This window comes from Streptomyces sp. A0592 (assembly GCF_004795115.1).
GTDB classification, from domain to species: domain Bacteria; phylum Actinomycetota; class Actinomycetes; order Streptomycetales; family Streptomycetaceae; genus Streptomyces; species Streptomyces erythrochromogenes.
Genome location: NZ_SSBM01000016.1, coordinates 1 through 21001 on the forward strand (window position 1 = coordinate 1; position 21001 = coordinate 21001).

Below are 21001 nucleotides of genomic sequence, written 5' to 3' on the forward strand. Positions count from 1 at the left end.
CGGCCCCGCGACCCCGCCCCACGGGGAATGGATCCCGCCGTACTGACAACGCCGCGGACCCGCCCGTAACGGGCCCGTACCCCGCCCCGCTCCCGCGAGGGAAACCGCACCATGCCTGGATCCGCCCGCCCCGCGGGGGGAACCGCACCGCGACCCCGCCCCACAGTGCCCGGATCCCGCAACGCCCCCCGCGAGGGGCCCGCACGACACCGGACCCCGCCCCGCGCGAGCGGAACGGCGGGGGCCGGGCCCGTCGGCCGGGGCGAGAGGCCCAGGCGTACCCCGCCGCGGAGCGGTACGGCGGGGGCCGGGACCACCCGGACTGCTACCCCCGCGGGAGCGGATCGGCGTCGAGGTGGCCCGTGTCGTTCCAGCGTTCCAGCGCCGGCGCCCCGTACGCCCAGCCCAGGACCGAGAGGGACGTCGGCTCCAGGCGGATCCGGGCGCCGAAGGAGGCTTCGAAGCCCAGCCAGCGCGCGGCCAGGGTGCGCAGGATGTGCCCGTGGGCGAAGACGAGAACGTCGCGCTCCGCCGAGCGCGCCCACGCCACCACCTCGTCGGCGCGCGCCGAGACGTCGGCGACGGACTCGCCGCCCGGGACCCCGTCGCGCCAGATCAGCCAGCCCGGCCGGACTGCCTGGATCTCGGCCGGGGTCATGCCCTCGTAGTCGCCGTAGTCCCACTCCAGCAGCGCGTCCCACGGCTCGGCCCGGGCGCCGAAGCCCGCCAGGTCGCAGCTCTCGCTCGCGCGCAGCAGCGGGCTGGTGCGCACCTCCAGGCCGGGCAGGCCCCGCCACGGGTCGCGGGCCAGGCGTTCGCCGAGCAGTTTCGCGCCCTGCCTGCCTTCCTCCAGCAGCGGCACATCCGTGCGTCCGGTGTGCTTGCCGAGCTGGGACCACGCCGTCTGGCCGTGCCGGGCCAGCAGGATGCGGGGGGCCATGCGAATCTCCCGATCGGTGCGTTTCCTCGTGCGCCCATCATCCATCACGCCCCCGACCGCCTCTCCCACCGGCCCGTTTCCGCGCTCCGCACACGATTGTCAGTGGCGGATGGGACACTTCCGCGGGTGAGCTCTTACCCGCCCAGCAGCCCCGCGCAGCCGACCACGCTGCGGCAGCGGCTCGCCGGCCTGCGAGGCCCGGCCGTGCCGCCCCGTCCGCTCGACGCCCGGGCGCTCGCGGCCCTCGCCGCCAACCCCGGCTGCGGCAGACGCGCACTGCTCGACGGCGCCGGTGTGGACAAGAACGCCCTCGCCACGGCCCTCGGCTCGCCCGCCGCCTTCGGCCAGTCGCAGTTCGCCATCGTCCGCGGGAACTCCTTCGAGGCGAAGGTCAAGGGCGACGGCGGAGCCGAGCTGCTGCGGCTGGTGCACGCGCACCTCGACACGGCCGCCGAGCCGCCCGGGGCCGGAGCCCTCGTCCCCGACCTGACGGCCGCCGGGCCCGAGGGCCGTGCCGCCCGGACCGCCCTCGCCCTGCGCGAGGCCACCTCGGCGAAGGACTGGACCCTGCTGGACCACCCGATGCTGGCCCTGGAGGTGGCCGGTACCCCGGCGTACCTGGAGCCGGACGCCGTCGTCGTGCACCCCGACGGCCGCTGGACGGTGGTGGAGATCAAGTCGTTCCCCATGATCGACGCGGCCGCGGACGCGGCGAAGGTGGGCGCGGCGGCCCGCCAGGCCGCCGTCTACGTCCTGGCCCTGGAGCGGATCGCCGGGAAGCTGGCCGGCGCCGAGGTCGGGCACACCGTGCTGCTGGTCTGCCCGAAGGACTTCTCCAACCTGCCGACCGCCGCCCCCGTCGACATCCGCCGCGAGCGCTCGGTGACCCGCCGCCAGCTGGACCGGCTGACCCGGGTCGAGGAGCTGGCCGCCGCGCTGCCCGAGGGGCTCAGCTTCGACCCGGAGCGGACCGCCGAGGAGCTGGCCGAGGCGGTGTCCGCGGTGGAGGCGGCCTACGCGCCCGAGTGCCTGGCCGCCTGCGAGCTGGCCTTCCACTGCCGGGAGCGGGCCCGTGCCGCCGACGAGGTGACGGCGCTGGGCCGGTCCGTACGGGGTGAGCTGGGCGCGCTGACCACCGTCGAGGAGGCCCTCGCGGCGGCCGCCGGCGCCGGCTGCGCCGATGATCCCACCGCCGCCGCCCTGCACCGCGCGGCCCTGCTGCGCGCCGAGGCGCTGGAGTCGGTCGCCGCCCTTCCCCGTCCGCACGTCCCGGAGTCCCCCGAATGCCCCTGCTGAGCACCCTGGCCCGGCTGGAGGCCGTCCGCGCCGGCCGCGCCCAGCCGCTCGCGACGGTGCGCCACCGCCACCTGAGCGACAAGCCGCTGGTCCTCGTGCCGCTGACCACGGCCGGTGAGGCCGGAGCCCCGCTGGGCGCGCTGGTCGGCACCGATCCGAACGAGCCGCGGGTCTTCGTGATACCCCAGCCCCGCGACCGGGACCTGCGGTGGGCGTTCCTGGCCGACCTGGCGGTCCATGTGCTGGCGCACATCGACGCGTACGCCGACGAGGTGGAGCCGGCCGAGCGCAGCGAGACCGACCCGGAGACGGGCAAGCGGGTCAAGGTGGAGACCGAGCTGTGCGTGGACGCCCCGCAGCTGATCGTGCCGAGCCGGGCGGGCATCGAGTACGTACGCCTGCTGGGGCGGTCGATGCGGTTCCGGCGCACCGCGGAGGAGGATCCGGACAATCCCTATCCGGCACCGTCGAGGGTGCCGTTGCTGGGCCGCTGGTTCACGCACCTCGGCGAGCGGGCGCGGGTGCCCGGCTCCTCGATGCTGCTGTCGGCGACGGACCTGCTGTCCCGGCACTGGGCGACGGGTCAGAGCAATCTGGAGGACCAGCACCTGGGCGCGCTCATGGCCTGGATCGCCCCGCCCGCGGGAGGTTCGGGGGCCGAGGCGGCCCTGCGTGCGGAGCTGGGCCGCGACGAGCACGGCCAGTTGCTGTGCCCGCCGGCCGGTCCGGCGACCGATCCTGCCTTCGACAACAAGCTGCTGGCGCCGGCCATCGCCCGCTACGACGCGGCGCGCGCGGCCCTGGCGGCCGGGCCCGGGGGCGACGATCGCGAGGTCCGCACGGCCGAGCGGGCGGTGCGCCGGCTGGTCGTGGACCAGATGTCGAACACCTGGTGGGCGACGTGGGAGGCGATCGACCTGGTCCGCGGGCTGCCGCCGGGCGAGCGGGCGGAGGAGCGCTGGACGCGCGACCGCTGGTCGTACACGGGCCACCGGGACCGGGTACGGGCGGGTGAGCCGCCGCAGCCGCGCCGCGACGACGCGGTGACGGCGGCGCAGAAGCTGGCCACGCGGGAGACGGAGCAGGTGCGCCTCGACGCGCAGGAGGCGCTGGACGACCCGCTGGTCATGGCGGGGCGCCGGCTGTCGGGCGAGGCGTTCGCGGGCGAGGTCACCGAGGTGGTGATGGAGTGGACGGAGTCGAAGCGGCCGAGTCCGCGGCCGCTGGTGACGGTGTCCACGCAGGACCGGCCGCAGCTCGCGGACGGCGGCGCACCGAAGGTGTACCGCTCGCTGGACGGGCGGCCGCAGAGCGCGCAGTTCGTCCGTTTCGACGAGGACGGCCGGGTGGTGCTGCGGCTCCTCGACAAGATGGGGCGCGGCAGGGACCCGGAGCCCGGTTCCGTGCCGGAGAGGGGCGAGCGCGTGTGCTGGACGCTCTTCGAGCACGACGCGCGCGGCGGTCCGAAGCTCCCGGACCCGGAGCAGACGCCGTGGACCCATGGCGGCCCGCCGGGGTCCGGGGCCGCCGTCCACCTTCCCGACGCCGTCACCGACGAGGACATCCTGTGACCCCTGTGTCCGCGCCCGCCGCCTTCGACCCGGGTGCCGCGGCCGCCCGGGCGACCGCCGCGATTCTGCACGACACCCTGCACGGCACCGAGCGGGGTGTCGTCGTGGACTCCCCGCCGGGGGCCGGGAAGTCCACGCTCGTGGTGCGCGCGTCCCGGGAGCTGGCCGCGGCGGGGCGCCGGCTGATGGTGGTGGCGCAGACGAACGCGCAGGTCGACGACCTGGTGCTGCGGCTGGCCGACAAGGATCCGGAGCTGAGGGTCGGCCGGCTGCACAGCAGTGAGGGGGACTCCTACGATCCGGCGCTGCGGGATCTGCCGTCGGTGACCCTCTCGGCCAGGCCGGGGGACCTCGCGGAGCTGCCGATCACCATCTCCACGGCGGCGAAGTGGGCCTTCGTGAAGGACGTCGAGCCGTGGCAGCACGCCATCGTCGACGAGGCGTACCAGATGCGCTCCGACGCGCTGCTGGCCGTGGCCGGGCTGTTCGAGCGGGCGCTGTTCGTGGGCGACCCGGGCCAGCTGGACCCGTTCAGCGTGGTCGGGGCGGAACAGTGGGCGGGGCTGTCCTACGACCCGTCGGCGTCGGCGGTGAGCACGCTGCTCGCGCACAACCCGCAGCTGCCGCAGCACCGGCTGCCGGTGTCCTGGCGGCTCCCTGCGACGGCTGCGCCGCTGGTCTCCCGCGCGTTCTACCCGTACACGCAGTTCCGTAGCGGTACGGGTCCGGGCGACCGGAAGCTCTCGTACGGGGTGTCCTCGGACGGGTCGGGCCCGGACCGGGTGCTGGACGAGGCCGCCGAGGCGGGCTGGGGCCTGCTGGAGCTGCCCGCGCGGCACACGCCGCGCACCGACCCGGAGGCGGTCGGCGCGGTGGCCCTGGTGGTGCGCCGGGCCCTGGACCGCGGTGCGGTGACCTCCGACGAGCAGTCCTCGGGCCCGGTGGCGCTGACGGCCGACCGGATCGCGGTCGGTACGGCCCACCGCGACCAGGCGGCCGCGGTCCGCGCGGCGCTGGCCTCGCTCGGGGTCTCGGGGGTCACGGTGGACACGGCGAACCGGCTGCAGGGCCGCGAGTACGACCTCACGGTGGTGCTGCACCCGCTGTCGGGGCGCCCCGACGCGACGGCCTTCCACCTGGAGACGGGCCGGCTGTGCGTGCTGGCCTCCCGGCACCGGCACGCCTGCGTGGTGGTGGCCCGGGCGGGCATAGCGGAGCTGCTGGACGACCATCCGTCGACGGAGCCGGTGCAGCTGGGTGTGACGGTGAAGTTCCCGGACGGCTGGGAGGCGAACCACTCCGTCCTGGCGCACCTGGCGGAGCACCGGGTGGCCTGGCGGCCGTAGGAGGCGACGGCGACCGGTTCAGTCCCGGCCTTTGCGGGGGGCTGCGAACCGGTCGCGGAGCACCTCGCCCACTTCGGCCAGGGCGCGGAGCTGCTCCGGGGTCAGGACGTCGATCAGGTGGCGGCGTACGGAGTCCACGTGGAGCGGGGCAGCGCCGGTGATCGCCGCCACGCCCGTTTCGGTGAGGACCACCTCGGCGCCCCGGCCGTCGGTCGCGACGTCCTCCCGGCGGACGATGCCGCGCTGTTCCATGCGCGTGAGCTGGTGGGACAGCCGGCTGCGGGACCACTGCATCAGCTCGGCCAGTGCGCTGATCCGCATGCGGTGGCCGTCCGTGGAGCCGAGCACGGACAGCACGTCGTAGTCGGCTTCCGAGAGCCCGCTGTCCTGGCCCAGGTCGCGTGCGATCTCGGCGTTGACCAGCGGGAACATCCGCCGCCACGCGTACCAGGCGTCCTGCTCGGCCTCGGTGAGCCAGCGGGGCTCGGATGAGGGGGTCATGGCTTCCACTTTAGCCAGATCGGTGACACATCATCTACCTTGTTGACACGTCACTCACCTGTCGCTTTGATAGGTGACACATCAACAACCGCACCGACCGGGAGCCGCTTCCATGACCCGCCTGCACGTCGTCTCCGCCGCCACCCGCCCCACCTCCTCCGGCCGCCCGCTCGCCCGGTGGGTCGTCGGCCAGGCCCGCGACCACGGCGGCTTCGAGGTCACCCCCGTCGACCTCGCCGAGATCGCACTGCCCTTCCTGGACGAGCCCGAGTACGCCTCCACCGGGAACTACGCCCACCAGCACACCCGCGACTGGAGCGCCCTGGTCGACTCCGCCGACGCCTTCCTCTTCGTCCTGCCGATGTACAACGGCGGCTTCACCGCCCCCTTCAAGAACGCCATCGACTTCCTCTACAACGAGTGGAAGGGCAAGCCGGTCGGCATCGTCAGCTACAGCGCCGGCCCCACCGGCGGCGCCCCGGCCGCCGAGATGCTGCTCCCGGTCCTGACCCGCCTCGGCATGCTGCCCGCCGAGCATTCCGTCGCGATCCCGGGCATCCCGAAGCTGATCGGAGCCGAGGGCTTCGAGGCCCCCGAGACCCTCGCGGGCGAGCTGGCCGCCGTACTGGCCGACGTGGCCGAGCTGGCCGCGAAGCGCGAGGCGGAGCTCGCGGCGGAAGCCGTCGTCACCGCCTGACCGGCCCCCGGCCGGGTGGTTTTCCCGGGCGGCACGACTGACGGCCGATCACCTGAGCGACTCCGCCGCCACTCGATCCGCCCGCCTGCTCCCGCGCCCCATCGGCCGTACAGGTGTTCCAACCCGTCGGGGCGCGCTCTTGCGGGGCGTTGGACAATGGACGGTGGCCCGGAAGGATTTCGCACGCGCAGCAGGAGGACAGGAATGGCAGAGCCCGAGCGGACCGAGCGACGGCTGCGGCCGGCGCCGCTGCTCTTCGAGCCCTCGGAGGCCGTGGCGGATCCGGAGCACTTCTTCGACCTGGAGTCGATCGAGGACCCGCGCGAGCTGCTGGCCCGCGCGACCGAGCTGACGCTGGCCTTCCGGGCGGCGCAGGAGCGGGCGGTGGAGTTCCAGGCCCTGGCCGCGGCGCAGCTGGCGGATCCGCGGCGCTTCGACCGGCTCACCCCGGGGGCCATCGCCGAGCAGGCGGAGTGGACCGAGGACTACGCCCTCAAGATGATCGAATTCGGCGTGACCCTCCAGCGGGGCCGCGCCGACCTGACCTGACCCTGCCCGACAGCGACTGTCATATGCGGGGGCAATGTACTCCAGACCTACTCACCCTGTCCGAGTTTTCGGTAACTCCGGGGGTTCGGATCGCTACGGCGGGTAGACCTTGGCATATGACGACGCTGACGACGGCCCACGGATGCACCGCCCTCCACGCGCCCGGCGAGCGCACGCGCACCGCGCCCGCCACGCACGTCACGCCGCAGGGGGCCGCCTGGCTCGCCTCGGCCTCCGCACAGCCCCGCCGCACCCTCGCGCTGTGGGAGGCCCGGCCGGGGCTGCCGGCGACGCTGCCCTGCGGGAGCGCCTTCGACGTCGTCAACGTCCCCCTGGTCCTCGGACGCCGCGTTCTGGACCTGCTCTGGGCCGAGGGCCCCGGCTCCGGCCCGGTGGCCGTGCACCGCGGCCGGATGCTGCTCTTCGCCGCCCCCGGAACCGCCCACCGGCTGCCCGCCCTGCTGGCGTGGGAGGAGTGGGGGGCCTCCCGCAGCGCTCCGGCGCCCCTGTGCCACGGCCGGGGCGACGCCGTCACCGTGCCCCCGCTGGCCGCCTCCCCCGGCCCGTCGCGGTGGCTCGTGGCCCCCGACGCCCGGGAGCCCTGGCTCCCCGGGCCCGAGGCCCTGCTCTGGGCCTTCGTGCGGGCGGCCCGCACCGCCGCAGCGACGGGACCTGGGGATATCGATTTTTCGTTCCGCCGATCCTCCTGCTAATGTCTTCCTCGTCAGCAAGCGCCGCTAGCTCAGTTGGTTAGAGCAGCTGACTCTTAATCAGCGGGTCCGGGGTTCGAGTCCCTGGCGGCGCACAGACGGAAGAAGGCCCCCCACGTGAGTGGGGGGCCTTCTTCGTGTGCCGTCACACCGTCATGTCGTGATCTTCACCGTGTACGCGCCGGACCGGGTGCGGTCGGCCACCTCGATGGTGATGCGCTCGCCCGGCACCGTGTACGTCTCGCCCACCTCCAGGGGCGCGTCCGCCAGCGGCGGGTACACCGAGCGGTCCCAGCACGCCTCCGTCCGGGGGTGCGCGTCCAGCACCTCGATGGGACCGCCGCCCGACGCCGCCTCGTTGCGCACCCGGTAGACGAGGACTCCTTCGGTGCAGGTGTCGCCGTCGTTGCCGGTCGAGCCCCGCGCCTCGACGGCGATGGCGCTGCCGGGCCCCGTACGGACGACAGCGAGCCGGGTACCGCCCGTGCCGCCGCTCGGCGGGGCCTGCCCGAGCGGCTGCAGGGTGTGCAGCGACGAGCCCGACTGCACGCAGTCCACCTGGGAGGCGTCCAGCCAGCCGAGCTTCCACTTGTGCCAGGCGAAGAGGTCCGGGGACATCCCGAACTGGCTGCCCATGACATCCCAGTCCCCGACGTAGGTGTCCCAGTCACCCTTGCCGTCCGTGGGCCGGTGGTAGAGGTCCGGCAGGTCGAAGACGTGCCCGGTCTCGTGGGCCAGCACGTTGCGGTCCGGCGGGTGGCGCTCGAAGACGGTGACGATCCGGCGCAGTTCCGCACCGTCCGCGACGATCGGGCGGTCGAAGTTGACGACCTTCGTGGCGTCGGAGTCCACCCCGGGCGCGTCCGGGTCGGCGACGAAGTAGACGACGTCGTACTTCCCGAAGTCCACCCGGGCGTCGGCGGCGGCGACCGCGTCGCGCAGGTAGGCGGCCCGGTCGCCGGGGGCCCAGTCACGCTTTATCCCGTACGCGGTGGACGGAAGGGGCATCTGGATCCACTGCTTCTGCGGGTGCGGGACCAGGCGGAACCGCCCGTACGAGGCCTGCTCGAAGAAGTCGCTGGTGGCGGGGAAGTAGTCGCGGGTGAGCAGTTCGGGCGTCAGGGTGCCCTGGTGGTCGGGGAAGGAGAGGAAGACCATCACCGCGTCGAGGGTGCGTTCGGGCTTGGGGTAGGCGCCGTTCCAGGTGTCCAGCCCCAGGGAGTGGTGCGCCCCGGTACGGGTCAGCGCGCAGGGCCCGGCGCCCGAGTCGGCCACCGCGGGACCCGCGACGAGCGACATGGCGGCGAGCGCCGTCAGGGATGTGAGCGCCGCGGCGGTACTTCGGACGCGAGAGCGGTCCACTCCCCCGGGTGTCTGCTGTCGCGTCACATCGACCTCCGGTGGTGGATTAGTACCTGTTTAGCCACCTTGAGGCGATTGTCTTACTAATGCCCAGTTCCAGTGCCCCGCACGAGTGAGGGGCGAGGCAAGCCGGTGACCCCCGGACTTCACGCGGATGCCTACAGAACGTCACGACCGATCACCCGGGATCAGCAGAGGCCCCGTCCCGCTCATTGCCGCGCAGAAACGATCAAGCGATCTTGGTCCGACGATCCGTCATCACGCCGAACTCCCGCGTCTCAACCGGTGACGCCGCTGGATAGGGCCTCCCGGCAGCCTCTATGATCGGCACACTTTCCTGCACGGACACTCACGAACACTGCGGGGCCAACGGTGAGCGGAACCTCAGAAGGAACCGGTTCGGCGGCCGACAGCATCCGATCGGCCATTACGGAGCGTCACCCGGCAGTGCCGGCAGTGCCGTCAGTGCCATCGGTGTCTCATCGCGCCGAGTCCGAGCTGCGCGACTACCGGGCCGCCTTCAACGCGGCGCACCTCGCCATGGCGGTCGTCGACCGCGAGGGCTACGTGGTGACGGCCAATCAGGCCTTTGCCAGCCTGCTGGGCAGCGAACCCCACCTGCTCGTCCACCGCTGCGCCGCCGACCTGGTCGACCTGGCCGCGGAGGCCCGCACCTGGGCCGCCTACCAGGAGGTCCTGCGCGGTCGGCAGGCACGGCTGCGCTGCACCCGCCGCCTCAAGCACCCCGACGGGCACTCACTGTGGACCGAGGTCACCCTGGGGCCCGTACCGGGCACCGGGAACGTCCTGCTGTCCGTCGCCGACATCAGTGACCGGCGCGACCTCCAGGCCCGCCTGCGGCACCTCCAGATGCACGACCCGGTCACGCGGCTGCCCAACCGGGCGCTGTTCTTCGAGCGGCTCTCCGCCGCCCTGGAGGCGTCCTCGTACGAGCACGGCGGCGGCACCGGCCGGATCGGCCTGTGCTACCTGGACCTCGACGGCTTCAAGGCCGTCAACGACACCCTCGGCCACCGCGTCGGCGACCGGCTGCTGACGGCCGTCGCCTCCCGGCTGACCCAGTGCGCCGACCAGTCCGGCTACGGCCGTACGGGCGGGCACCTGGTCGCACGGCTCGGCGGCGACGAGTTCGCCCTGCTCGTGGAGGACTCCACCGGCACCGAGCAGCTCGCGGACCTGGCGCGCAGCGTACTGGCCGCCGTGCAGGAGCCCTTCGACCTGGCCGGGCAGCGGCTGTCGGTCTCCGCGTCCATCGGCGTGGTGGAGCGGGCCACGGACGGCACCTCGGCGACGGGTCTGATGCAGGCCGCCGACACGACCCTGTACTGGGCCAAGGCGGACGGCAAGGCCCGCTGGACCCTCTTCGACCCGGAGCGCAACGCACACCGCATGACCCGCCAGGCGCTGTCGTCGACGCTGCGGCCGGCCGTGGAGCGGGGCGAGTTCGCCTTGGAGTACCAGCCGCTGGTGGACCTGGAGAGCGGTGCGCTGCGCGGCGTCGAGGCACTGGTGCGCTGGCGGCACCCGCAGTTCGGCACGCTGACGCCGAATCGGTTCATCGGCATCGCCGAGGAGGACGGGTCCATCGTCCAGCTGGGGCAGTGGGTCCTGCGGACCGCGTGCCGGCAGGCACGCCGCTGGCAGATCGAACAGCCCAGCGACACCCCGGTCTTCGTGTCCGTCAACGTCGCCGTGCGGCAGGTGTGGGACTCCGACCTGGTGGGCGACGTCGCGGAGATCCTCGCCGAGACGGGCCTGGCACCGCAGCTGCTCCAGCTGGAGCTGACCGAGTCGGCGGTGATGGGCTCGGCCGGAAGGCCGCTCCAGGCCCTGCAGGCGCTGAGCGACATGGGCGTCCGCATCGCCATCGACGACTTCGGCACCGGCTACTCGAACCTGGCCTACCTCAGCCGGCTGCCGGTCTCGGTGCTGAAGCTGGACGGCTCCTTCGTCAAGGGCTTCCGCTACGACGAGGGCGCGCACCCGAACCCGGCCGACGAGACCATCGTCGAGGCCCTGGTCCAGCTCGCCCACCGGCTGGGCCTCACGGTGACCGCGGAATGCGTGGAGACCGCGGGACAGGCCGCACGGCTCCGCCGCGTCGGCTGCGACACGGGCCAGGGCTGGCTGTACTCCCGCGCGGTGGCCCCGGACGTGATCGCCCGCATGATCGGGCGCCGGGTGGAGGCGGCGGCGGCCTCCCAGCCCGACGAGCCGGCCCCGCACCCCCTGGTCTGACGAGGGGTGCGGGGCTGTGGCCCGGAGGGGCCGCGGCAGGTCGGCCGCTAGCCGTTGACGGTCTTGTCGTAGCGCAGGGCGACGTAGCCGGAGGCGGCGTGGCCGGCGATGCGGCCGTCGGTGCCGCCGTTGAGGTAGTCCTGGCCGCGCATCATGTCGTCGTTCGGGTTGGACTCGTGGATGTAGGAGAACTTCCCGGCGCCCTTGTCGATCCACTTCTCGAAGAGCACCACGTGCCCGTCCGAGGTGTTCAGCGCGTCACCGGGCTGCAGGTCGGACTTGGAGATGGTGGCGCTCACGCTCGGCAGGCTGGCGGTCGTGTAGCTGGTGGAGGCGTGCCAGGCCATGGAGACGAAGCCCGAGCAGTCGGTGCGGTAGGTGTGGTCGCCGTCCGGGTCGGAGGCGTACGCGCTCTGGCTGTAGGGGATGTCCCGGCCGAGCCAGTTCAGGGCGCGGCTCATGATCTCGCTGCGGGCGATCTGGCCGCCCTTGGTGGAGGGGGTGGGGGTGGGCGGGGCCGGCGGGCGGTAGGTGCAGTCGTTGGCGAAGGCGGAGAGCAGGGTCTGCGTCCAGCCGCTCGCGTCGACCGGGTCGCCGGGGTGGTAGGCGATGTCGTCGCCCTTGCCGTCGGTGGGGTCGGCGTCGTGGTACCAGTACATCCCGCCGTTCGTCCGGCCGTAGTAGAGCCCGCCGCCGGGCGAGACCAGGCTGTCGACCGCGGACCAGCCGCTGCCCTTGAGCTCCGAGCTCTCCCAGTCCCCGACGCCGTTGATCTGGTACGACAGCAGCCGGCCGTCGGCCGTGCTGGCGACGAGGACGTCGTCGCCGGCGGCGGCCAGGGTCTTCAGGACGAAGCCCTCGTCGATCACGACGTGCTTGGCGATGTGGGCGGGCCCGCTGGGCTTGGCCTGGGAGACGTTGTACCGGTGGAGCTGGCCGGCGACGGTGCCGTAGAGGTGGCCCGCGCCGTCGTAGGTCATCTTGTCGAAGGTCCAGCCGCTGTCCCAGATCTTCGTGACGCCGGCCAGGGCCAGGGCGGTGCCGTTGGTCTGGATGTCGACGCGGTACAGCTCGCCGGCCGTCGACGTGACCAGGACGGTGTTGAAGTTGAGGGTGGCCATCGCCTTGGGCGTGAAGCCGAGGTTCGCGCCGATCAGCGTCTTGACGCGGTCTCCGGTGTTGGGGGATATCGCCGTATAGGTGAGGCGTCCGTCCGGGAGGGTGCCGTAGACGGACACGTCACCGCCGCAGATGGCCGCGGCCTGGGCCGGGGCCGAGGTGACGGTGACCAGGCCGAGGGTGGTGGCGCCGACGGCGAGGGTGGCGGCGAGGCGGCGCTTGAGGGACGTCGAGAGCATGGGTGTCTCCGGTTTCGGGCAGCCCTGACGTACGCGCGTCGGGCCGGGGAGGTCGGGAGGAGGACGAGCGCGAGGTACGGCGCGGAAGGGACCGCGGCTCAGTACCAGTTGTTGTTCTGGAAGTGGTTCCAGGCGCCGCAGGGCGTGCCGTACCGGCCGTCGATGTAGGACAGGCCCCACTTGATCTGGGTGACGGGGTTCGTGCGCCAGTCGTCGCCGAAGGCGTCCATCTTGGAGCCGGGCAGGGCCTGCGGGATGCCGTAGGCGGTGGAGCTCGGGTTGTCGGCCCAGTAGCGCCAGCCGCTCTCCTTGTCCCAGAGCTGCTCCAGGCAGTTCCACTGGGTGGAGCTGTTCCAGGCGCCGCCGTCGTGCTGGTTCATCAGGTCGCGCCCGGCCGCCTTCACTGCGGGGATGTCCCGGCCGTCGAGGGGGTCCGCGGTGGTGGTGCAGCTGAAGGTCGCCGGCTGCGCGGAGAGCAACTGCTGCGTCCAGCCGCCCGTGTTGACGGGACTGTCGTTGTGGTAGGAGATGTCGGCGCCGGAGCCGTCGGCCGGGTTGGCGTCCTTGTACCAGTACATGGCGCCGGTGGTGGCGATCCGGCCGTAGTAGAGGCCGCCGCCGGGCGAGACGACCTGGTCGAAGGCCGACCAGCCGGACGCCTTGAGGTCGTCACGGTCCCAGCCGCCATCGGCGTTGATCTTGTACGAGTACAGGGCGCCGGCCGCGGTGGTGGCGAGCAGCCGGTCGTCCCCGGCGGCCGTGAGGGTCTTCAGGACGAAGCCGGTGCCGATCTCCTTGCGCTGCCCGATGTGCGCCGATCCGGTCGGCTTGGGCTGCGAGACCAGGTACTGGAGCAGCATTCCCCCGGCCGTCCCGTACAGGTGGCCGTGCCCGTCGTAGGTGAGCTTGTCGTGGGTCCAGCCGCTGTCGAAGAGCTTGACGGGCGGGCGTTCCAGGACGAGGGAGGTGTTGTTGGTGAGCACGTCGAGGCGGTAGAGGGCGCCGGTCGTCGACGTGACCAGGACGGTGTTGAAGTTCAGGGTGGCCATCGCCTTGGGCTCGAAGCCCAGGTCCGCTCCGACCACCACCTTCTTCAGGTCGCCGGTGGCGGGCGTGATGGCGCTGAAGGTGAGGCGGCCGTCGGGGAGGACGCCGTAGAGCGAGGCGGTCCCGCTGCAGGTGGTCGCGGCGCTCGCCGCGGGGGCGGCGGCGACGGCCGCGGCGGTGAGGAGTCCGGCTCCGAGGGCGCCGGACAGGGCGGCGACCGCGGTGTTGCGGGCGGCCCGGCTGAGGGTGGTGGTCACGGTGTTCCTTCGTGGGGGCGTGAGCGCCGTGGTTCGGCGGTGCGGTAGCCGTGGGCGCGCAGGGGGGCGCGGGCTCCGTCGAGGAGCGCGCGGGCCTGGTCCAGGGCGGCCGTCTCGGAGACGGCACGCAGGAAGAGGTAGAGGTCGACGCCCTGGCCGGCGGGCCTGGCCCGGACGTGTTCAAGCCCGTGGGCGGCCTCGGCGTGGGCCCAGATCAGGTCGGAGAGAAGCGCGAGCCCGCCGGGGCGGTCCGGCTCCTGGCGGGGGCCGGAGAGGGCGGCCCGGACGATGCGCACGCCGGCTAGTCCCAGTTGATGCTGGCGTCGACGTCGACCGGGGGCGCGTCCCAGTTGATGCTGGCGCTGACGTGACCGCCATCGGCGGGGGCGGGCGCCGGGGTGGCGGTGACGGCGGCGGCGCAGAGGGCGGCGAAGGCGGCGGCGACAGCGGCGAGGCGGGCGGTGCGGGACATGGTTTCCCCCGAAGTCAGGTGCTGGGTGGCGGTCCGTTCGGTGCGGTGTGCTGCGCGCTGTCCCGGATCGTCCTTGAGGCTCTGGCCTGAGCCGGGGACTCTCGTCCCCGCCGTTCCGGTGATCACCATGTTGCTGCGCCGGCGAGCGGCGCAGAAGGCTTTCCGCCTGGCACCAAAAGGCCTGGCACCTTGGTGCCAGGCATCGCCTACGATCGCGGTGGCGGCGGCCCGGCGGGGCGGCCGAAGTAGCGCTGGGGGGCGGGGACTTGCTGCAGGCACTGGGGCTCGGGACCGATGTGGAGACCGTGTACCGGGGGATGCTGGCCGACCCTTCGGGAGGGGTCGCCGAGCTGGCCGCCCGGCTCGGCCTGACCGAGACGCAGCTCCGCGACGGCCTGGACCGGCTGGTCGACCTGGACCTCCTCAGACCGTCCCGGGACAGCCCGGGCGCCCTGCGGGCGGTGCGGCCGGAACTGGGCCTGGAGCTGCTGCTGCGCCGCCAGGAGGAGGAACTGGCCCGGCAGCAGGAGGAGCTGGCCCGCAGCAAGGCGGCGGCCGCGCAGGTCGTCTCCGAGTTCGCCGAGCTCCGCCCGAACACGGAGGTCGACGGCGCGGAACGGCTCGTGGGCATGGACGCCATCCAGAGCCGGCTGGAAGAGCTCGCCCACGGGCTGGACCGGGAGTGCCTGGCGATCCTGCCGGGCGGCGCGCTGTCCGAGGCGAGCCTTGAGTCCTCCCGGCCGCTCGACGAACGCGCGCTGGCCCGCGGCATCGAGATGCGCTCGGTCTACCAGGACAGCGCCCGCAACGACCCGACGACCCTGGCCTACGCCCGCTGGCTCACCGAACAGGGCGGCCAGGTCCGCACGAGCCCGCTGCTCCCGCCCCGCCTGCTGGTCTTCGACCGCCGCGTCGCGGTGGTCCCCATCGACCCGGCGAACTCGCGCCTGGGCGCCCTGTGCACCAGCGCCCCGGGGATCGTGGCGTCCCTGGTCACCCTGTTCGAGCAGACGTGGGGGGCCGCCGTACCGCTGGGCGCGGACCGCTGCCGTACGGACGACTCCCGCCCGAGCGCGGCCGAACTGGAACTGCTGAAACTGCTGGCCTCCGGCATGACGGACGAGGCCGCCGGCAAGCGGCTCGGGGTGTCGCTGCGGACCGTCAGGCGGCAGATGTCCGCGCTGATGGAACGCCTCCACGCCACGAGCCGCTTCGAAGCGGGCCTCAAGGCCGCCCAGCAGGGCTGGCTGTAAGTCAGACGCTCCGGACGAAGGCGGCGAAGGCCGCCACCCCGACGGTGAAGATGGGCCCGCCGGGATTCTTGGAATCCCGCACCGCGACCCGACAGGGCTGCGCGGCCACCTCGACGCACTCGCCGCCGTTGGTGCTGCTGTACGAAGCCTTGCGCCAGGTGGCGCCGCCGAGGGGTGCGCACTCGACGCAGTCGCCGCCGGTGTTACCGCTGTAGCTGGACTTACGCCACAAGGCGCCCGTCGGGTTCTGGTTGCTCCGCATACCGCTCCTCCATGACCCGCGTGATCAACGCCGCCGAGTCTTCGACAGAGAGTGCGGCGGCCTGCAAGTGAGCGTAACGAAGGGCGGCTTCCCTGACTGTGTCAGGGTTGGCCGTCGTGTGGCCCGAGATGAGGTCCTCGGTGTAGACAAGGTCCGGGTCGCTGGCGAAACGCATCGCGTTGAACGCCCCGATGAGGCCAGCATGTTCGCCGGCCGAGTTGGGAAGCACCTGGATCTGCACCCACCGGTTCTCACGGAAGCTCAGCAGGTGGGCGAGTTGCTCGCGCATCGCCTCTCGACCGCCGATCTCCCGGTGGAGCACCCCCTCGTCGAGCACCACCCAGACCATCGGCGGCTTCTCCCGCCGCAGGATGCGATGGCGCTCCATTCGGGCCGCGACCAGCTCTTCGAGCTGGTCCGGCAGCCCGCTGGCCAGCACAGCTCGCGCGTACGCCTCCGTCTGGAGCAGCCCGTGCACCAGCTGGGGCTGGTAAGCGGAGATGTACGCCGCTCGGGCCTCCATTTCGGCGTACGCCTGGAACCACGTCGGCAGGACACTCCGCAGGACAAGGCCTACCAGGCGGGAAAAGTGGCCGTCCGTACCGAGGGCGGCGTCCAGCCGCTCCGAGAAATCCCGGGTCGGGACGCGGCGGCCGTTTTCCACCATGCCGATCAGGGAGCCCGTGCAGAAGATGATCGCGCCCAGCTGGGACTGCTTCAGGGCCGCTTCCTCTCTCAGGCGGCGCAGCTCGTAGCTGTAGTAGTCCAGCGGCGAGGCGCTGGGATCGATGTCGCGGGCCAGGACCATGGAACGGCACCCCCAAGCGGGAAACGGGCTTGTGGCCGAGAGTAGCGACAGCACTACGGCCCGGTGTCCGGAATGCGGCAACCATGTCACACACCTCCGCCCCACCCGGGAGGGGTGGGGCGGAGGCGTCGCTCGGCGCGGGGTGGGGGGAGATCAGCAGGCGCCGAGGTCCTTCCAGACACCCCATTCACCGGTGGTGCCCGGCGTCTCGTTCTGCGTCCACCACTGGGCCTTGTACTTGCGGCCGTTGTGGGAGACCTCGTTGCCGGCGGTGTAGATCGTGCCTGCGACGTAGGCCGGGGTCGAGCCGCAGCCCGTGGTCGGCGGGGTCGTGGGAGGCGTCGTCGGCGGGGTGGTCGGCGGCGTCGTGGGGGGCGTGGTCGGCGGGACCGTGGTGCCGCCCAGGGCGTCGGAGATCTGGTTCAGCAGCGTGACGTTGTTGTCCAGGCCGAGCAGGGAGTACATCATCGCGCCGGCCAGGCCGCGCTGCTTGCCGTAGTCGACCCGGGCCTGGATGGACTTCTGGTTCAGGCCGGTGAAGAACTCGCCGTCCTTGTAGAAGTACGAGGACTTCGACTGGTCGTCCCAGAAGGTGGTCGCCGGGTTGTCGACGATGCCGCCGAGCTCCTTGTAGTGCGCGATGCCCGCCTGCTGGCTGAGCGGTCGCGCGCCGGATCCGCCGGTCGCGCTCTGGGCGAGGCCGTTGGTCGTCCCGGCCGGGACGCCCTTCCAGCCGCGGTAGTAGAACTCGTAGCCCAGGGTCAGCTTGTTGGCGGGGAAGCCGCCGGTGATGCCGTAGGCCGGGTTGCCGTCGATCCAGGAGTCGATGGCGTTGTCGATGCTGTACTTCTCGGTGCCGGGCGCGATCGGGTCGGTCGGGTCGGCCGCGGACGGGTACAGCGGGGACTGGTGGTACGTGGGCCCGTCGCCGTCCCAGGCGCCGTGCATGTCGTACGTCATGATGTTGGCGTAGTCCAAGTACTGGCCGATCTTGTCGGTCTCGATGTACTTGATCTTGTCCTGGCCGGCCGGGAGGGCCGCGGTCAGCATGTACTTCTTGCCGCCGTTGGCCGCGCCCTCGGCGTCGAGCTGCTTGCGGAACTCCTGGAGCAGCAGGGTGAAGTTCTGCTTGTCCTCGGGGCCGTAGTGGTTGCCCAGGTGGCCGCCGGCCGAGCCCGGGTACTCCCAGTCGATGTCGATGCCGTCGAAGATGCCGGCCGCGGTGCCGGCGCCGCCGAAGCCGCCCTCCACCGGGAGGTCGCCCTTGATGTACTGCTTGATGCAGGAGGCGACGAGCTTCTTCCGGGAGGCGTCGGTCTTGGCCGCGTCGTGGAAGAACTTGGAGTACGTCCAGCCGCCCAGCGAGATGTTGATCTTCAGGTGGGGGTACTTGGCCTTCAGTTCCTTGAACTGGTTGAAGACGCCCACGATCGGCTGGTTCCACGTGTCGGCGACGCCGTCCACGCTGTCGGCCGCGCTGAAGGACTTCTGGTAGTCGGCGTAGCTGTCGCCCGCGCCGTCACCGGCGTTGGGGTTGTTGTCGTCGCCGGCCGCCTTGTTCGCCTCGAAACAGGTGAGCTCGGTGGGGTGGATGTTGCCGAACGAGTAGTTGATGACGTCCAGCTTGCTCGCTATGCCCCGGGTGTCGAGGTGCTTGGGGTAGAAGGCGTTCCCGTACACGCTCCACTGGTCGTAGTAGGCGATGCGGACGCCGCCCGCGGCGGCTCCGGCCGCGGCGTCGGCGGCCTGGGCGGTGCCGAGTCCCGCGAAGGAGGCAAGCGCTCCGGCTGCCAGCGCGGCCGTGGCGGCGGCCGCTGCGAGGGGTTTACGGATGTGCATGAACTGCCTCCGGGGGGCTGGGAGGAGAGAGCGGGAGGTTCGGGTGAGAGAAGTGATAGCGATCACTCCAGCCCCGCGTCAATGGTTCGGACCAAAGAAGGACTAGACCACTCCCGCGCCATTTGCCCAAGTCAGAGACCTGAGCGCACATCAGAAACCGCTCGCCACCCCGGGTGACGAGCGGTTTAAGGCTCCCTTGAGACACGGTCCGGCAAGGTTTCGGCAACAAACCAGCCAAACCCCGTTCTCCTGCGGTCAGTCGGCCTCGGGCACCGCCGTCGGCATGCCGTACGCATCTGCGATCAGACCGTACGAGCGCAGTCGCGCGGCCCCGCTGTGGGCGTTGGCGGTCAGCATCAACTCGTCCGCGCCGGTGCGCTTGGCGAGCCCGTCGAGCCCGTCGGCGACCGCGTCCGGGGTGCCGTGGACGATGTTGGCGAGCCAGCCGTCCACGAACTCCCGCTCCAGCGGGGTGTAGGGGTACGCCGCCGCCTCCTCGGGCGTGGGCACCAGCCCGGGGCGCCCGGTGCGCAGCCGCAGCATCGACAGCGCGCCCGTGAGCACCTGGGCGCGGGCCTCCTCGTCGGTGTCGGCGGCGAGCGCCGAGACCCCGATGACGGCGTAGGGGGCGTCCAGCACGGCGGAGGGGCGGAAGCTCTCGCGGTAGAGGTCGAGCGCGGGCAGGGTGCCGGCCGCGGAGAAGTGGTGGGCGTAGGCGAAGGGCAGGCCGAGCTCGCCCGCGAGTCGCGCGCTGAAGCCGGAGGAGCCCAGCAGCCACAGCGGCGGCCGTCCGACCGGGCCCTGCACCGGGCCGGGCACGGCGTGCACGCGGGCGTAGGGGTGCCCGTCGGGGAAGTCGTCGTCGAGGAAGCGGGTGAGCTCCGCGAGCCGGCGCGGGAAGTCGTCCGCGCCCTCTTCGAGGCGTCCGGGCCCGCGGAGCGCGGCGGCGGTGCGGCCGTCGGTGCCGGGGGCCCGGCCGAGTCCGAGGTCGATCCGCCCCGGGGCGAGCGCCTCCAGGGTGCCGAACTGCTCGGCCACGGCGAGCGGGGCGTGGTTGGGCAGCATCACGCCGCCGGAACCGAGCCGGATGCGGGAGGTGTGCGCGGCGAGGTGGGCCAGGATCACGGCAGGCGAGGAACTGGCGACGCCCGGCATGGAGTGGTGCTCGGCGACCCAGTGGCGGTGGTAGCCGCGGGATTCGGCAAGGCGGGATATGGCCACGCTGGTGCGCAGGGAGTCGTACGCGGTGCTGCCGGCCCCGACGGTGACGAGGTCCAGGACGGACAGCGGCACGGGCGCCCGGCCGAGGGCGGTGCCCCGGATGCCGCCACCGGTACCGGTACGGTCCTCCCGCGCCCCGCCGGTCCGGCCGTCGGGCAGCCCGTTCACCCCGCCGCTCGCGTCCCCGGTGTCACTCATCGTCGCTCCCGTCCCGTGCTCCACGCCCGCACGAGGTCCGTGCGAAACCGTACGAAGAACTCGAACCGTGAGAGACCGCTCGGCATTCCCGACAGGGCAGGGTCGTGCGCATGACCATGGCATATGCCAGCGGCTTAGATCGAGGCAGACCGGCGTGATCGAGCCATCAATCTCCCCAACAGGCGCTCCACATGGGCCTCTTGATGGCTATCGTGGTAGGGCAAGCGGTAACAACCTGCTAGGGGGAAACCGTGGCGCTGAAGCCCGAGCCGACCGCGCCGTTCCACTCGGTGCAGTACGCACTGCGCGTACTCGAAACGATCGCACGGCACACCGGTGGTGTGACCGACGTGCAGATCGCGCGTGAGACCGGCCTGCCCGCAGTCCATCTCGCCCCGATGCTGCTCATGCTGCGCCGGGAGGGATACGTCCTGCAGGTGGCGGACGGCGCGTACGCCATAGGGGATTCCCTCGTCCTGCTCGGGTCCGGCACCGACCGCCAGCAGGCCCTCACCGACAAGCTCCAGGAGACCCTCGACCGGCTGCGCGACTCGGTCGGCGCGGCCGTCTACATCAGCCGGTACGTGGACGGCGAGGTCCGGATCACGCAGTTCGCGGACAGCCCGCGCACCCCGAAGGTCCACGAATGGGTCGACTTCCGTTCCGCGGCGCACGCCAGCGCGGTCGGCAAGTGCCTGCTCACCCAGCTCGACCTGAACGGGCGGCGCGACCACCTGTCCCGCCACAAGATCGCCCGGCTCACGTCGAAGACGATCGTGAACGAGCGGATCCTCTTCTCCAAGCTGGACTCCCAGCCTGCCACCGTCCCCATGCTCGACCTGCAGGAGTACGCCGTGGGCACGGTCTGCGCGGCGGTCCCGATCACGGCGGGAGCCTCGGTCGGGTGCCTGGCGCTGTCGATGCCGGTCGAGCACGCTCACCGGCTGCGGGCCGCGGCCGACACCCTGAACCGGAAGGCCGCGCCGCTGCTGCTGTCGCTCACCCTCTAGCGGGGTTCGCGCGGGGCGGCCGGGCCCCTCGCGGTCCTCGCGGCC

At 72.4% G+C, this 21001-nt stretch carries 19 protein-coding genes, 1 tRNA gene and 1 pseudogene; 10 read left to right on the forward strand and 11 right to left on the reverse strand.

Annotated features, from left to right (window positions below; genetic code table 11):
- Nucleotides 1-325: 325 nt before the first annotated feature.
- The gene (locus E6U81_RS22345) at nucleotides 326-940 is read right to left on the reverse strand and encodes a histidine phosphatase family protein (RefSeq protein WP_136231874.1); all 615 of its coding nucleotides are present in this window, start codon (nucleotides 938-940) and stop codon (nucleotides 326-328) included.
- 126 nt (nucleotides 941-1066) lie between these two features.
- Here E6U81_RS22345 and E6U81_RS22350 point away from each other — a divergent pair, with 126 nt between their 5' ends.
- The 3 genes from E6U81_RS22350 to E6U81_RS22360 are packed head-to-tail and all read left to right on the forward strand — an operon-like array spanning nucleotide 1067 to nucleotide 5153.
- Nucleotides 1067-2236, forward strand: a complete 1170-nt coding sequence (locus tag E6U81_RS22350) for a hypothetical protein (protein ID WP_136231875.1) — start codon at nucleotides 1067-1069, stop codon at nucleotides 2234-2236.
- On the forward strand, nucleotides 2224-3807 hold the full coding sequence (locus E6U81_RS22355; protein WP_136231876.1) for a hypothetical protein: 1584 nt from the start codon (nucleotides 2224-2226) through the stop codon (nucleotides 3805-3807). The genes E6U81_RS22350 and E6U81_RS22355 overlap by 13 nt, the downstream gene beginning before the upstream one ends.
- A gap of 5 nt (nucleotides 3808-3812) precedes the next feature.
- Complete coding sequence (locus E6U81_RS22360; RefSeq protein ID WP_136231985.1) at nucleotides 3813-5153, forward strand: AAA domain-containing protein; 1341 nt, start codon at nucleotides 3813-3815, stop codon at nucleotides 5151-5153.
- An 18-nt stretch (nucleotides 5154-5171) separates the two neighbouring features.
- On the opposite strand, the gene E6U81_RS22365 is transcribed toward E6U81_RS22360, so the two are convergent.
- The gene (locus tag E6U81_RS22365; RefSeq protein ID WP_136231877.1) at nucleotides 5172-5654 is read right to left on the reverse strand and encodes a MarR family winged helix-turn-helix transcriptional regulator; all 483 of its coding nucleotides are present in this window, start codon (nucleotides 5652-5654) and stop codon (nucleotides 5172-5174) included.
- 112 nt (nucleotides 5655-5766) lie between these two features.
- Between E6U81_RS22365 and E6U81_RS22370 the strand changes: the two genes are divergently transcribed.
- The 4 genes and pseudogenes from E6U81_RS22370 to E6U81_RS22385 all read left to right on the forward strand — a co-directional run bounded on the left by E6U81_RS22370 (nucleotide 5767) and on the right by E6U81_RS22385 (nucleotide 7705).
- Nucleotides 5767-6351 carry an NAD(P)H-dependent oxidoreductase gene (locus E6U81_RS22370; protein ID WP_136231878.1) on the forward strand — a complete coding sequence of 195 codons (585 nt, stop codon included), beginning with the start codon at nucleotides 5767-5769 and terminating at the stop codon, nucleotides 6349-6351.
- 204 nt (nucleotides 6352-6555) lie between these two features.
- Nucleotides 6556-6900 carry a hypothetical protein gene (locus E6U81_RS22375; RefSeq protein WP_136231879.1) on the forward strand — a complete coding sequence of 115 codons (345 nt, stop codon included), beginning with the start codon at nucleotides 6556-6558 and terminating at the stop codon, nucleotides 6898-6900.
- A gap of 116 nt (nucleotides 6901-7016) precedes the next feature.
- A pseudogene (locus tag E6U81_RS22380) lies at nucleotides 7017-7641 on the forward strand (bifunctional DNA primase/polymerase).
- A tRNA-Lys gene (locus E6U81_RS22385) sits at nucleotides 7632-7705 on the forward strand. The pseudogene E6U81_RS22380 and the gene E6U81_RS22385 overlap by 10 nt, the downstream one beginning before the upstream one ends.
- A 58-nt stretch (nucleotides 7706-7763) precedes the next feature.
- Here the strand turns inward: E6U81_RS22385 and E6U81_RS22390 are convergent.
- Nucleotides 7764-8999, reverse strand: coding sequence for a M6 family metalloprotease domain-containing protein (locus tag E6U81_RS22390; RefSeq protein WP_136231881.1), 1236 nt, complete (start codon nucleotides 8997-8999; stop codon nucleotides 7764-7766).
- 447 nt (nucleotides 9000-9446) lie between these two features.
- Here E6U81_RS22390 and E6U81_RS22395 point away from each other — a divergent pair, with 447 nt between their 5' ends.
- Nucleotides 9447-11231, forward strand: coding sequence for an EAL domain-containing protein (locus E6U81_RS22395; protein WP_240803951.1), 1785 nt, complete (start codon nucleotides 9447-9449; stop codon nucleotides 11229-11231).
- Between the two features lie 47 nt (nucleotides 11232-11278).
- Here the strand turns inward: E6U81_RS22395 and E6U81_RS22400 are convergent, their stop codons facing one another.
- The 4 genes from E6U81_RS22400 to E6U81_RS39955 form a co-directional block, all read right to left on the reverse strand.
- Nucleotides 11279-12589 carry a hypothetical protein gene (locus E6U81_RS22400; protein WP_136231883.1) on the reverse strand — a complete coding sequence of 437 codons (1311 nt, stop codon included), beginning with the start codon at nucleotides 12587-12589 and terminating at the stop codon, nucleotides 11279-11281.
- 98 nt (nucleotides 12590-12687) lie between these two features.
- Entirely contained in the window at nucleotides 12688-13893 is a 1206-nt protein-coding gene (locus E6U81_RS22405) for a peptidase S1 and S6 (RefSeq protein ID WP_240803952.1), read from the reverse strand.
- Complete coding sequence (locus E6U81_RS22410; protein ID WP_136231884.1) at nucleotides 13890-14189, reverse strand: hypothetical protein; 300 nt, start codon at nucleotides 14187-14189, stop codon at nucleotides 13890-13892. Before E6U81_RS22410 ends, E6U81_RS22405 begins: the two co-directional genes overlap by 4 nt.
- A gap of 5 nt (nucleotides 14190-14194) precedes the next feature.
- Nucleotides 14195-14365 (reverse strand): hypothetical protein, encoded by a 171-nt coding sequence (locus tag E6U81_RS39955; RefSeq protein WP_168714706.1) that lies wholly within the window; start codon nucleotides 14363-14365, stop codon nucleotides 14195-14197.
- 266 nt (nucleotides 14366-14631) lie between these two features.
- On the opposite strand from E6U81_RS39955, the gene E6U81_RS22415 reads away from it, so the two are divergent.
- Complete coding sequence (locus E6U81_RS22415) at nucleotides 14632-15618, forward strand: LuxR C-terminal-related transcriptional regulator (protein WP_136231885.1); 987 nt, start codon at nucleotides 14632-14634, stop codon at nucleotides 15616-15618.
- A 1-nt stretch (nucleotide 15619) separates the two neighbouring features.
- Here E6U81_RS22415 and E6U81_RS22420 read toward each other — a convergent pair whose 3' ends face one another.
- From E6U81_RS22420 to E6U81_RS22435, 4 genes are all read right to left on the reverse strand, one after another.
- The gene (locus tag E6U81_RS22420) at nucleotides 15620-15880 is read right to left on the reverse strand and encodes a DUF397 domain-containing protein (RefSeq protein WP_136231886.1); all 261 of its coding nucleotides are present in this window, start codon (nucleotides 15878-15880) and stop codon (nucleotides 15620-15622) included.
- Nucleotides 15840-16688, reverse strand: coding sequence for a helix-turn-helix transcriptional regulator (locus tag E6U81_RS22425; RefSeq protein ID WP_136231887.1), 849 nt, complete (start codon nucleotides 16686-16688; stop codon nucleotides 15840-15842). Before E6U81_RS22425 ends, E6U81_RS22420 begins: the two co-directional genes overlap by 41 nt.
- Before the next feature lie 153 nt (nucleotides 16689-16841).
- The gene (locus tag E6U81_RS22430) at nucleotides 16842-18527 is read right to left on the reverse strand and encodes a glycosyl hydrolase family 18 protein (RefSeq protein ID WP_136231888.1); all 1686 of its coding nucleotides are present in this window, start codon (nucleotides 18525-18527) and stop codon (nucleotides 16842-16844) included.
- Nucleotides 18528-18782: 255 nt separating this feature from the next.
- Nucleotides 18783-19946, reverse strand: coding sequence for an LLM class flavin-dependent oxidoreductase (locus E6U81_RS22435; RefSeq protein ID WP_136231889.1), 1164 nt, complete (start codon nucleotides 19944-19946; stop codon nucleotides 18783-18785).
- Between the two features lie 251 nt (nucleotides 19947-20197).
- On the opposite strand from E6U81_RS22435, the gene E6U81_RS22440 reads away from it, so the two are divergent.
- Nucleotides 20198-20956, forward strand: coding sequence for an IclR family transcriptional regulator C-terminal domain-containing protein (locus E6U81_RS22440; RefSeq protein ID WP_030665996.1), 759 nt, complete (start codon nucleotides 20198-20200; stop codon nucleotides 20954-20956).
- Nucleotides 20957-21001 lie beyond the last annotated feature (45 nt).